We start from the raw sequence: 12,297 nt of genomic DNA, 5'->3' as shown, positions 1-12,297 counted from the left end.
ACCCGTGCACGCGAAAGCTTGCACGGGTGATGGAGCAGACGGACTTCATGCTCCCGGACGGGGAGCACGATCTCCTCCGCCGCATCCGGCAGCTGGCCGAGCGCGCGGAACGGACGGCGCACAACCGGTCCAACCTCGTTGGCCCGCCGCCGTCGCAGGAGCACCTGGACATCCTCGCGGAGATCAGGGCCCTCACCGAGGAGATGACCACAGCCAGCTCTCGAACAGAGAGACGGGCCGAGGCGTTGCCCCGGCCCGCCAGACCTGCGGATGACTTGGTGCCAAACGGTTAGCGGCGCTGGCCGCGCACCATCTTCACGAGGCCCTTCATCGTCTCTTCCAGCCCGGAGCCGAACGGGTTGTCGTGCACCAGGTACGTCCAGGTGGAGCTCGGGCGCTTCACGCCGGCGTCGGCGAGGTCGTAGCCGTCGTCGGTGATCTTCGCGGCCTCGTACTTCTCCTTCGCCAGTTCCCACGACTCCGGCACGATCTTGTTGAACGCCGGGATCGCCTCGCGGTGGAACTCGTCCAGCGGGTTCTGCCGCGCCAGTGCACGCAGGTGGATGCCCTCGCGCAGGTCTGACAGGAACGTCAGGTGGTGCGTCCACAGGTCGTCGAGGAAGAACAGCGTGATCTTGCGGGCGGCCTCACCGGCCACCTCGTTCGACACGCCTTCCTTCTCGCCGAGCTTCTCCAGCGCCGCGTCCGTGCGCAGCACCACGTCGCGGTGCTTGAGCAGCAGGTCGCGCTGGTGCTCGATCAGCTTGTTGTAGCGCCACGTGTTGCGGTGGATCTCCAGGTTCACGCCCTCCGCCACGCGCTGCGCGTGCTCGAAGGTGTGCAGCAGGCCCTTGTCGTTCACCCGGCCGTCGTTGTCCACATCGGACGGATCCTCGGCGTCCGGCGCGTACTGGGTGATCAGCTCGTCGTGCAGCGACGAGAAGAAGACCGAGCCACCGGGGTCGCCCTGCCGGCCGGCGCGGCCGCGCAGCTGGTCGTCCAGGCGTGACGACGAGTGGCGGCCGGTGCCGATCACGTAGAGACCGCCCAGCTCGGCGATCCGGTCGTGGTCCTCACCCTCGTGGCCGCCGAGGCGGATGTCCGTACCGCGACCGGCCATCTGCGTGGAGACGGTGATGCGCTGGTACGAGCCGGCGTCGGCGATGATCGCCGCTTCCTCGGCGTCGTTCTTCGCGTTCAGCACCACGCACTCGAGCCCGGCGTCGCGCAGCTTGGAGGAGATCCGCTCGGACTCCGCGACGTCGAGCGTGCCGACGAGGATCGGCCGCCCGGTCTCGTGGACGGTCTTGATCTCCTCGACGATCGCGTCTTCCTTCTGCTCCAGCGTCGCGTAGAGGCGGAAGTGCTCGTCCTCGCGGATGTTCTGCTTGTTCGGCGGGATCACGAGCACCTCGAGCTCGTAGAACTCGCGCAGGGTCTCCGCGACGGCGACCGCGGTACCGGTCATGCCGCAGCGCGTCGGGTACCGCGACAGCAGCGCCTGCACCGTCATCGAGTCGAGGATCTCGCCCGACTCGGTCGTCTGCACGTTCTCCTTGGCCTCGACCGCGGCCTGCAGACCGTCCGGCCACCGCTGCAGCTTGGCGACGCGGCCGCGGGTGTCGTTGATCAGGTGCACCTTGCCGTCGCGCACGATGTAGTCGACGTCGCGGTGCAGCAGCACCTGCGCGTGCAGCGCGACGTTCACCTTCGACAGCGTGGAGGTGACGTGCTCCTGCGAGTACAGGTCGATCTCGCCGAGCGCGCGCTCGACGGCCTCGGAGCCCGCACCGGTGAGGAAGACGTTGCGCTCCTCGTCGTCGATCTCGTAGTGCAGGTTTTGCCGCAGGCGCTTCACGAGGTCGGCGATGACGGGGTCGGCGGCCTCGGAGCTGGTCGAACCGGCCAGCACGAGCGGCACGCGGGCCTCGTCGACGAGCACCGAGTCGGCCTCGTCGATCAGCGCGACCTCCGGCTCCGGCACGATCAGGTCTTCGGGCTTCGTGACGATCCGGTCGCGCAGGATGTCGAAGCCGATCTCGCTGACCGGTGCGTACGTGACCTCGCACTGGTAGGCCTCGCGGCGCTCCTCGGTCTTCGAGCCGCCGTTGAGCCAGCCCACCGTGACGCCGAGCAGCCGGTACAGCGGCCCCATCCACTCCGCGTCGCGCTGGGCGAGGTAGTCGTTGACGCTGACCACGTGGACGCGCTTGCCCTTGATGGCGAACCCGGCAGCGGCCATGGCACCCGCGAGCGTCTTGCCCTCACCGGTGGCCATCTCGACGACGAGCCCGCTGAGCAGGCCCAGCGCACCCAGCACCTGCACGTCGAACGGACGCTGCCCGATGGCGCGCTCGGCGGCCTCACGCGTGAGGGCCACCAGCTCGGGGTCGTCGCTCTCCTCGCGCAGCTTCGCGGCGTGTGCCGTCAGCTCCTCGTCGCTGAACGCTTTGAACGTCTCAGCGTGTTTCTCCACGTCCTTGAGCAGTGCCTGGAACGGGGCGAGGTCAACCGACGCCGGTTTCTGCGCGAACCGGCGCATCCGCTGCTTGAAGCGCGCCATGAGAGTGGTCACGACGCAGGAACGTACGGCATCGGCGCCAGGTTCCGCAGAGGTCTTGACTGTGAAGCCCGAAATGTCCGGTTAACTGAGTTCTGGTTCACGAAACTCCCAGCTCAGGGGGCGGTCGAACCTGAACTCGTCGACGAGGTCCTGTCAGAGCTCCCGATCCAACTCCACCCACACGCGTCCTCCGGCACGACCAGCACCCTGCGCCGGCAGCCCGGTTGGTGCCAGGCAGACACCAACCGGGCCTGTGGTCAGGCGGCGCGGTGGGTTTCGGGCAGCTTGAGGGCCGAGAACAGCGTGGCCAGGCCCATCAGGCACAGGAACGCGGACACCGACATCGACGACCCGGTCGCCCCGAGCAGCGCGGTCATGATGAACGGCGTACCGCCGCTGACCAGGATCGACGCCAGCTGGTAGGCGAGCGAGGCGCCCGAGTAGCGGACGTGCGGCTCGAACAGTTCGCCCAGGTACGCGGCGATCGGGCCGTACACGAGAGAGGACGCGATGCCGCCGACCGTCGCGGCGACGAACAGCAGTACGAGCGACCCGGTGTCAACGAGCAGGAAGTACGGGAACGCCCACAGGACCAGACCGACCGCGCCGGCGATGATCAGCGGGCGGCGGCCCAGGCGGTCCGAGAGGTGGCCGGCGTAGAGGATCACCGGGATGCTCACGATCGATGACAGCAGGCTCACGATCAGCACCGATTCGCGCGAGAGGCCGAGCGTGGCCGTCGCGTAGGAGAGGACGCCGGCGATCGACACGTAGAAGATCGCGTTGGAGGCGAACATCAGGCCCGCGCCGAGCAGGATCGGCTTGCGGTGGGTGCGCAGGGCCTCCTTCAGCGGCGCCTGGGCGACGGCGGGTGCGTCCGCGCGCTTGGCCTGCAGTTCGCGGAAGACCGGGCTGTCCTCGACCTTCATCTGGATGAAGAGCACCACGGGGAAGAGGAGCGCACTCGCCAGGAACGGCACACGCCAGCCCCACGACGCGAACGCTTCCGGCGAGAGAGATGTCGTGGCGCTGATGAAGGCGATGTTGCCCAGCAGGACGCCGATCGGAACGCCGGCCTGGCCGAACGTGCCCGCGAAGCCGCGCTTCTTCGGCCCTGCGGTCTCGGTGAGCAGCAGGACCACGCCGCCCCACTGGCCGCCGACCGCGATGCCCTGCAGGAAGCGCAGCAGGACGAGGAGCAGCGGTGCTCCGACGCCGATGCTCGCTGTGGTGGGCAGCAGGCCGATGAGGAACGTCGCGGCCGCCATCAGGGCCAGACAGATGACCAGCGCGGGCTTGCGGCCGAACTTGTCGCCGACGTGGCCGAAGACCAGGCCGCCGATCGGGCGGGCGACGAAGCCCGCCCAGAACGTGCTGAACGAGAGCAGCAGCGCCACGATCGGCGTCGCCTCTGGGAAGAACAGTTTGGGAAAAACCAGGGCCGCGGCGGTCGCGTAGATGAAGAAGTCGTACCACTCGAGGGAACTTCCCACGAGTCCGGCTGCCATCAGCCTGCGTAAGGTCTTCTGTTCAGTCGGGGCAACACTGACCACGGCTTCTCCTTCACCACGTGTCGATGAACGGGCGTTTCTTCCCTTGGGGGCGGGAAGTTGCGGGGGCCAGCGCGGTGGCGATCCAGCGGCGCGTGTCGGCGGGGTCGATGACGTCGTCGATCTCGAAGACACTCGCGACGTTCAGCGCTTTGCCGTGTTCGTACGCGCCTGCGACCATCTGGTCGTAGCGGTGCTGGCGTTCTTGTTCGTCGTCGATCGCGTCCAGTTCGCGTTTGAACCCGAGTTTCACGGCGCCTTCGAGGCCCATCGGGCCGAACTCGCCGGTGGGCCAGGAGATGGCGAACTGGGGGACTTTGAGGCTGCCGGCCGCCATGGCTTGGGCGCCCAGGCCGTACGCCTTGCGGAGGACGACGAGTCCGAAGGGGACGGTCAGGTTCGCGCCCGTCACGACCATGCGGGTCAGGTGGCGGACGGTGGCGGTGCGTTCGGCTTCCGGGCCGACCATGAAGCCAGGGGTGTCGGTCAGGGAGACGACCGCGAGGTTGAAGGCGTCTGCCAGTTGGAGGAAGCGGGCGCACTTGTCGGCTGCGTCGGCGTCGATCGCGCCGCCGAGGACGTTGGGGTCGTTGGCGATCAGGGCGATGGGGCGGCCTTCCACGCGGATCAGGGCGGTGACGATGGCCTTGCCGAAGCCCTTGCGGAGTTCGAGGACGCTGTCGGTGTCGGCGAGGGTTTCGATGACCGTCCGGATGTCGTAGGCGCGGAGGCGGTTCTCCGGGATGGCGTGGCGGAGCAGGCGCTGGTCCGCGCACTTCCACGATCCGAAATTGTCGGTGTCGTCTGGGATAATTGAGTCAAGGGGACCCCCTTGCGGCGCGGGCGAAGGCTGCGCGCTCGTGCGGGGGACGCCTGCGGAAGCCTGGAAGTAGGAGAGGTACTTCTTCGCGACGGCGACGGCCTCTTCTTCTGTCGCCACGGCGATGTCCACGACGCCGTTGGGCACCTGCACGTCCAACGGGCCGATGTCCTCGGGGCGGAAGACGCCGAGCCCGCCGCCCTCGATCATCGCCGGGCCGCCCATGCCGATGTTCGCGCCCTCGACCGCGATGATCACGTCGCACGTGCCGAGCAGCACCGCGTTGCCCGCGAAGCACCGCCCCGCGACGACGCCCACCAGCGGCACCTGGCCGCTCAGCTGGGCGAACGCGTGGAACGAGCCGCAGTCGAGGCCGCTGACCATGCTGTGGTCGGTGTCGCCGGGACGTCCGCCGCCGCCCTCCGCGAAGAGCACGACCGGCAGGTTCTCCTGCTGGGCCAGTGCGAACAACCTGTCCTTCTTCTGGTGGTTGCGCAGGCCTTGCGTGCCGGCGAGGACGGCGTAGTCGTAGGACATCGCAACGATGCGTTGGCCGTTCACGACGCCGATGCCTGCCACCATGCCGTCGGCGGGGGTGCGTTCGATCAGCTCGTCCAGCGAGCGGCGCTGGCGTTGGGCGGCGATCGCCAAGCCGCCGTACTCGACGAAGGAAGAGCAAAGATCCGCGATGTTCTCCCGGGCGGTCCGGCCACCGGCAGCGTGTCGCCGCGCCTCAGCTTCGGGGCGCGAGAAGTCGTGCCGCGCCAGCACCTCGGCGAGATCGGACCGCACATGCTCAAGGTCGACCTCAGCGACGTCCTCAGTGGACTCACCGGAGCCCGAAGCGAGCAGCTGGCCCTCGGAGACCGTGTCGCCGACCGACACCAGAACGTCACCGGACACCCGCACGACGTGCTGCATCTTCATCGCTTCCAGCACCACGGAGTCCGCCGAAACCGCGACCACCGTGCCGGCCAACGGCGCCCGCATCCCCGAAGCAGGCTCGGGGACCACGAAGTCGGTCGTCGCGCCGACGATGTCCTGAGCCAGCAACGACCGGAGGAACTCCAGGTTCGTCGGGACGCCCTCGATCCGGAACTCGCCCAACGCCCGCCGCGCCCGGTTCAGGGCGACGTCGAGGTCCTCGCCGTGCACCACGAGCTTCGCGAGCAATCCGTCGTACCGCGTCCCGGTCCGGTAGCCGACGTACCCGTGCGTGTCGACGCGAACTCCGGGTCCGGAAGGCAGCCCGAAAGCAGAGAGCACGCCACCGGACGTCTGGTTCACGCGCACCTGCACGGCAGAACCGCGGTCAGAAGGCGTGAAGTCGACGTCACCGCCCCAGGCGAGCAGCAGCTGGGTGCGCACGAGGTCCACACCGGACACCATCTCGGTGACGGTGTGCTCGACCTGCAGCCGCGGGTTGGCCTCCATGAAGTAGAACGCGTCGCCGGCCACCAGGAACTCCACCGTGCCGACGCCGGTGTAGCCGACGGCAGAGGCCAAGGAGGCAGCGGCGGAGTGCAAAGCCTTGCGCAGCACAGGGTCCAGCAGCGGCGCCGGCGCGATCTCGACGAGCTTCTGGTGCCGCAGCTGCAACGAGCAGTCGCGGTCACCGATCACGGACGTGCCGACCAGCTGCACCTCGATGTGCCGGGCGGAGGGCAGCAACCGTTCGAAGTAGACATCCCCGACCCCGAACGCCGCCAGCGCCTCCGCCCGGCACGCCTCGACGGCACTGTCGAGGTCCTCGGGCGCGAAAACAGCCCGCATGCCCTTGCCGCCACCGCCGGCGACCGCCTTGACCATCACCGGGAACTCGCCGGGCGCGGCGTCCAGCACGGGAATCCCCAGCGACGCGGCCAGCGACCGGGCGCGCTGCTTGTCGCCCAGCAGTTCCAGCACCTCGGGCGACGGGCCGACGAACGTCAGCCCGCGCGCGGCACAGGCCCGCGCAAAAGCCGCGTTCTCGGACAGAAAGCCCCAGCCCGGATGCACCGCCTGACAGTCGGAAGCAGCGTCCAGGATCTGATCAACGTCCAAGTACGGGGCATCTCCACGCAGCGCGACGGCACGGTCCGCGAGCGTCACGTGCAACGAGGAAACGTCGTCCTCCGCGTACACCGCCACGGTGCGAATACCCAGGTCAGCGGCCGCGCGCAGCACGCGGACGGCGACCTCACCCCGGTTGGCGACGAGCAACACGGCAATCCTCCTGAGCGACCGCTTAGTATGTGACGGCGGTCGCATGCTGCCATCTGAAGTCAACGGAAGTCCATACGGAACCGATCTGGGTACTGAGGCGTCAACGGAACACTTCGCCGCAAACGGGCGATTCAGTTGGCAAAACTCCCCGCAAAGTTGCGAGTGGCTCAGGAGGCCGCAGTGGTGTTCAAGAGGATGATGCGCGCGTTCGGCGTGGGCGGGCCGACTGTCGACACGGTGCTGACCAACCCGAACGTGCGTCCCGGTGAAGTGCTCTCCGGTGAGGTGCGGATCGCCGGCGGCGACCACCCCGCCGAGATCGACCACGTCACGCTGGCGTTGCTCACCCGCGTCGAGGTCGAGAGCGGCGACAACGAGTACAACACCAACATGGAGTTCCACAAGTTCTCCGTGGGACAGCGGATCATCGCGCAGCCGCACCAGAACCTCTCGCTGCCCTTCCAGGTGCCGGTGCCGTTCGAGTGCCCGCTCAACGTCGTCGGCGGCATGCAGCTGTCCGGCATGCAGCTGGGCCTGCGCACCGAGCTCGAGGTCCGCGGCGCGGTCGACCCCGGTGACCTCGACCCGATCTGGGTGCACCCGCTGCCGTCGCAGGACGCGGTGCTGCAGGCGTTCGGGCAGATGGGCTTCCGCTTCACCAAGGCGGACAACGAGCGCGGCCGCATCTACGGCGTGCCGCAGCAGCTGCCGTTCTACCAGGAGATCGAGTTCTACCCGCCGCCGCAGTTCGCCGGGCGCCTCAAGCAGGTGGAGCTGACGTTCGTCACCACGCCCACCGAGTTGCACGTGGTGCTGGAGGCCGACAAGCGCGCCGGGCTGCTCCGCTCGGGCGGCGACGCGTACGGCCGGTTCGCCGTGTCGCACCAGCAGGCCGTCGGCACCGACTGGACCGCCACGATCAACCAGTGGATGGCGCAGGTCTCCGGCAGCCGCTGGTAGCGCTCAAGCTGCGGATCATGCCGAGTGACGGGATGATTTTCTGCGAGATCCCCGTACGTGTCGGGGAGTAGCGGAGGAGGCGTCCGTGACCATCGAGAGCATTCTCGGCGCACTCATCATCGGCCTGATCCTGGGCTTGCTCGGCAAGCTGTTCGCGCCGGGCAAGCAGGCCATCCCGATCTGGCTGACCCTGCTGGTCGGTATCGCGGCCGCGTTCATCGGGTCGTGGATCGCGCGGTTGCTCGGTGTGCAGGACACGCCGGGCATCGACTGGATCGAGGTGATCGTCCAGATCGTCGTCGCAGCGGTCGGCGTCTCGATCGTGGCCGGGGTGTACGGCCGGAAAGCGGTCAGGTAGCGGGCCGGACCATCCTGAGGACGAGATCGGCGTACAAGGCGCCGATCTCGTCGGGGGTCCGCCTCCCGCCCGGCTGGTACCAGCGCGCGACGTCGATGCACAGCGACAGGACGGCCAGCGTCGCGCCCTTGAGGTCGGGGACGTCGAACACGCCCTCCTGGACGCCGTCCTCGATGAACGACCGCATCTGCTGGTCGATCTGCCGGCGCAGCTCCGCCACCTCCGCGTGGTGTTCCGGGGAGAGCGCGCCGAGCTCGTACTGCACCACCCGCGCGGTCGTGTGGAACTCCGCGTGCCAGCTCGCGAACGACTTGACGGCGTTGTGCAGCCGTTCCGTCGCGTCACGGCCTTCGATCGACGACAGCGCGGTGAGTGACAGCTCGTGGCCGACGCGCGAGATGTTGAAGAGAAGTTCCTCTTTGGACCGGTAGTGGATGTACACGGCCGCGGGTGACATTCCTGCCAGCGAGGCGATGTCCCGGGTCGTCGTGGCGTGGTATCCCTTGCCTGCGAACGCGTGCGCGGCGGCGATGAGCATGCGGCGGGCGGCGTCCGGGGTGACAGCGCGCCAGGTCTCGTCGAGCAGCGCGAACTCGTCCAGTCCGGTCGTCGTCATCGGGCTGCTCCTCGCGTGTTGACAGGTGATGGATCGTACTGCACGCTAAGCGGGCGCTTAGCGCTAAGCAACCGCTTAGTATGGAGGTAGTCGTGCAGCGGACGCTGTTCAACGAGGATCACGAGGCGTTCCGGGAGTCGGCGAAGGCTTTCGTCGAGCGCACGATCACGCCGAACGTCGAGAAGTTCATCGAGCAGCGCGTGATCGACCGCGACGTGTGGCTCGAGGCCGGTCGCCAGGGCCTGCTCGGGCTGGAGATTCCCGAGGAGTACGGCGGCAGCGGCGCGAACGACTACCGGTTCAACACGGTGTTCGCCGAGGAGCTGTGCCGGGTCAACGCGGCCGTCGCGTCGTCGTTGGGCATCCACGGCGATGTCGTGGCGCCGTACCTCGTCGACCTGTGCACCGAGGAGCAGAAGCAGCGCTGGCTGCCCGGCATGTGCACCGGCGAGCTCAAGACCGGTATCGCGATGACCGAGCCTTCTGGTGGCTCCGACCTCGCTGCGTTGAAGACCAACGCCGTTCGTGCCGGTGACGACTGGATCCTCAACGGCTCCAAGACGTTCATCACCAACGGCTACACCGCCGACATGATCGTCGTGGCGGCTCGGACGGACCCGTCGAAGGGCGCGCGCGGCATCACGCTGTTCGCCGTCGAGACCGGCATGCCCGGCTTCGAGCGCGGCCGCAAGCTCGACAAGGTCGGCCAGCACCCGTCCGACACGGCGGAGCTGTTCTTCTCCGACGTCCGGCTGCCGGCCGCGAACATGATCGGCGAAGAGGGCCAGGGCTTCATCTACATGATGGAACGCCTGCCGCAGGAGCGGATCGGCGGCGCGATCTCGAACCTCGCGCACGCGCAGGGCGTTTTCGACGAGACGCTCGAGTACGTCAAGGAGCGCAAGGCGTTCGGGCAGGCCATCGGCAAGTTCCAGCACAACAAGTTCCTGCTCGCGGAGCTGCGCACCAAGCTGGACGTCTCGCAGGCGTTCATCGACACGCTGACCATGCAGCACGTGCGCGGTGAACTGAGCTCGGTCGAGGCGGCGCAGGCGAAGTACTGGAGCGCCGACATCGAGAACGAGGTCATCGACGCCTGCGTGCAGCTGCACGGTGGCTACGGCTACATGACCGAGTACCGCGTCGCCCGCGCCTGGATGGACGCCCGCGTCACGAAGATCTGGGCGGGCTCCAACGAGATCATGAAGGAACTCATCGGCCGCGAGCTGGGCCTGTAAGGGGTGTCTTGTGCCTGAAGCAGTCATCGTCTCCACCGCGCGGTCGCCCATCGGCCGGGCGCGCAAGGGTTCGCTCGTGTCGATGCGGCCGGACGACCTGGCCGCGCAGGTGATCTCGGCGGCGCTGGGCGACCTGCCGGCGTCCGAGATCACCGACCTGCACCTCGGGTGTGCCGAGCCGCAGGACGAGCACGGCCAGAACATCGCGCGCCGCGTCGCCGTGCAGCTCGGGTACGACAACCTGCCCGGCACGACCGTCAACCGGTTCTGCGCCTCGTCCGTCCAGACCGCGCGGATGGCTTTCCACGCCATCAAGGCGGGGGAAGGGCACGGGTTCATCTCGGCCGGCGTCGAGTGCGTGTCGCGGTACATGCACTCCGGTGCGCCGTCGTTCAACCCGCTGTTCGACGAGGCGCAGCAGCGGACGTTGGCCACGGCTGCTTCCAACGCTCCGTGGACCGACCCGCGGCTGGAAGGCAAGCTGCCCGACTACTACATCGCGATGGGGCAGACGGCCGAGAACGTCGCCACGCAGATGGGCATCTCGCGGCACGACCAGGACGAGTTCGGCGTGCGGTCGCAGAACCTCGCGGAGAAGGCGATCGCGGACGGGTTCTTCGCCCGCGAGATCACGCCGGTGACGTTGCCCGACGGCACTGTGGTGTCCGAGGACGACGGGCCGCGGGCCGGCGTCACCTACGAGGCTGTTGCTTCGTTGAAGCCGTCGTTCCGGCCCGAGGGCACGATCACGGCCGGCAACTGCTGCCCGTTGAACGACGGTGCGGCCGCTGTCGTGATCATGAGTTCCACGCGGGCTCGCGAGCTCGGCCTGACTCCGTTGGCGCGCATCGTTTCCACTGGTGTATCCGGGTTGTCGCCGGAGATCATGGGCCTCGGTCCCGTGGATGCCACGAAGCAGGCACTGGATCACGCCGGTATGTCCATTTCGGACATCGATCTCGTCGAGATCAACGAGGCGTTCGCCGTGCAGGTGCTCGGCAGCCAGCGTGCTCTGGGCATCGACATCGACCGGTTGAACGTGCACGGTGGTGCCATCGCTCTCGGGCACCCGTTCGGCTCGACCGGTGCGCGGATCATGACCACGCTGATCAACGGCATGCGGGCGCGCGACGCCCAGTTCGGCCTTGAGACGATGTGCGTCGGTGGCGGGCAGGGCATGGCGATCATCCTGGAAAGGCTGGCGTAGTGGGAATCCTGGACAAGTTCCGGCTCGACGGGAAGGTCGCGATCGTCACGGGCGCGTCCTCGGGCCTGGGCGTGGCGTTCGCGAAGGGCCTGGCAGAGGCGGGCGCGGACGTCGTGCTGGCCGCTCGTCGTGCGGACAAGCTGAAGGACACGGCCGCGCTGGTCGAGTCGGTGGGTCGTCGTGCTCTCGTGGTGCAGGCCGACGTGTCGCAGCCCGACGACTGCCGTGAGGTGGCGCGTGCGGCCGCCGAGTTCGGTGTCGTGTCGGTGTTGGTGAACAACGCTGGTGTGGCGTCAGCGGTGCCGGCCTCGCGGGAGACGCCGGAGGAGTTCCTCGGCGTCATGGACGTGAACCTGAACGGCGCGTACTGGATGGCGCAGGCGGCTGCGTCCGTCATGAAGTCCGGTGGCTCGATCATCAACATCTCTTCCGTGTTGGGGTTGGTGACCGGTGGCATCCCGCAGGCCGCGTACTCGGCGTCGAAGGCCGGCCTGCTGGGCCTGACGCGCGACCTGGCGCAGCAGTGGACCGGACGCAAGGGCATCCGGGTCAACGCGATCTGCCCCGGCTTCTTCGCCTCGGAGATGACCGACCAGTACCCGCCCGGCTACCTGGAGAAGATGCAGGCCGCGCTGCCCGCCGGCCGCATCGGCGACCCGGAGGAGCTGGCGGCGGCGGTCGTCTTCCTGGCCTCGCCCGCCGGTGGCTACGTGACGGGCGAGACGCTTGTCGTCGACGGTGGCGCTGTCATCGTTTAGTCGTTGGACACGTCAGGGACGA

10 protein-coding genes are annotated in these 12,297 nt (G+C 68.1%); 6 read left to right on the top strand and 4 right to left on the bottom strand.

What is annotated here, in order from left to right; all coding sequences use genetic code 11:
* Positions 1–29 precede the first annotated feature (29 nt).
* Positions 30–293: a hypothetical protein gene (locus tag DI276_RS36470; RefSeq protein WP_112272451.1), complete on the top strand. Its 264-nt coding sequence runs from the start codon at positions 30–32 to the stop codon at positions 291–293.
* Here DI276_RS36470 and secA2 read toward each other — a convergent pair.
* The 3 genes from secA2 to DI276_RS36455 all read right to left on the bottom strand — a co-directional run bounded on the left by secA2 (position 290) and on the right by DI276_RS36455 (position 7,138).
* Positions 290–2,575 carry an accessory Sec system translocase SecA2 gene (gene secA2 / locus DI276_RS36465; RefSeq protein ID WP_112272147.1) on the bottom strand — a complete coding sequence of 762 codons (2,286 nt, stop codon included), beginning with the start codon at positions 2,573–2,575 and terminating at the stop codon, positions 290–292. The two genes, DI276_RS36470 and secA2, sit on opposite strands and share 4 nt — an antisense overlap.
* 245 nt (positions 2,576–2,820) lie before the next feature.
* On the bottom strand, positions 2,821–4,056 hold the full coding sequence (locus DI276_RS36460) for an MFS transporter (RefSeq protein ID WP_232837164.1): 1,236 nt from the start codon (positions 4,054–4,056) through the stop codon (positions 2,821–2,823).
* A gap of 70 nt (positions 4,057–4,126) precedes the next feature.
* Positions 4,127–7,138: a carboxyl transferase domain-containing protein gene (locus DI276_RS36455; RefSeq protein WP_332874731.1), complete on the bottom strand. Its 3,012-nt coding sequence runs from the start codon at positions 7,136–7,138 to the stop codon at positions 4,127–4,129.
* Positions 7,139–7,318: 180 nt separating this feature from the next.
* Between DI276_RS36455 and DI276_RS36450 the strand changes: the two genes are divergently transcribed.
* Both DI276_RS36450 and DI276_RS36445 read left to right on the top strand, forming a co-directional pair.
* Positions 7,319–8,098 (top strand): sporulation protein, encoded by a 780-nt coding sequence (locus tag DI276_RS36450; RefSeq protein WP_112272141.1) that lies wholly within the window; start codon positions 7,319–7,321, stop codon positions 8,096–8,098.
* Positions 8,099–8,183: 85 nt separating this feature from the next.
* Positions 8,184–8,456 (top strand): GlsB/YeaQ/YmgE family stress response membrane protein, encoded by a 273-nt coding sequence (locus DI276_RS36445; protein WP_112272139.1) that lies wholly within the window; start codon positions 8,184–8,186, stop codon positions 8,454–8,456.
* Here the strand turns inward: DI276_RS36445 and DI276_RS36440 are convergent.
* A complete protein-coding gene (locus DI276_RS36440) occupies positions 8,449–9,072 on the bottom strand; it encodes a TetR/AcrR family transcriptional regulator (RefSeq protein ID WP_112272132.1) in 624 nt (207 codons plus the stop codon). The two genes, DI276_RS36445 and DI276_RS36440, sit on opposite strands and share 8 nt — an antisense overlap.
* Positions 9,073–9,164: 92 nt before the next feature.
* Here DI276_RS36440 and DI276_RS36435 point away from each other — a divergent pair, with 92 nt between their 5' ends.
* From DI276_RS36435 to DI276_RS36425, 3 genes are read left to right on the top strand one after another with little or no spacing between them, the layout of a single operon-like run.
* The gene (locus tag DI276_RS36435; RefSeq protein WP_112272130.1) at positions 9,165–10,310 is read left to right on the top strand and encodes an acyl-CoA dehydrogenase family protein; all 1,146 of its coding nucleotides are present in this window, start codon (positions 9,165–9,167) and stop codon (positions 10,308–10,310) included.
* A 10-nt stretch (positions 10,311–10,320) separates the two neighbouring features.
* Positions 10,321–11,517: an acetyl-CoA C-acetyltransferase gene (locus DI276_RS36430; protein WP_112272128.1), complete on the top strand. Its 1,197-nt coding sequence runs from the start codon at positions 10,321–10,323 to the stop codon at positions 11,515–11,517.
* Positions 11,517–12,275: an SDR family NAD(P)-dependent oxidoreductase gene (locus DI276_RS36425; RefSeq protein WP_112272126.1), complete on the top strand. Its 759-nt coding sequence runs from the start codon at positions 11,517–11,519 to the stop codon at positions 12,273–12,275. The genes DI276_RS36430 and DI276_RS36425 overlap by 1 nt, the downstream gene beginning before the upstream one ends.
* The last annotated feature ends 22 nt before the right edge of the window (positions 12,276–12,297 follow it).

This window comes from Lentzea terrae (assembly GCF_003265345.1).
Classification (GTDB): domain Bacteria; phylum Actinomycetota; class Actinomycetes; order Mycobacteriales; family Pseudonocardiaceae; genus Lentzea; species Lentzea terrae.
The sequence above is the reverse complement of the archived record's forward strand: the minus strand, read 5'-3'. Positions and strand labels throughout refer to the sequence as shown.

Excerpts from the sequence above, each read along its gene's own strand:
- DI276_RS36470 (WP_112272451.1), top strand. The coding sequence starts at position 30 with ATGGAGCAGACGGACTTCATGCTCCCGGACGGGGAGCACGATCTCCTC.
- DI276_RS36440 (WP_112272132.1), bottom strand. The coding sequence starts at position 9,072 with ATGACGACGACCGGACTGGACGAGTTCGCGCTGCTCGACGAGACCTGG.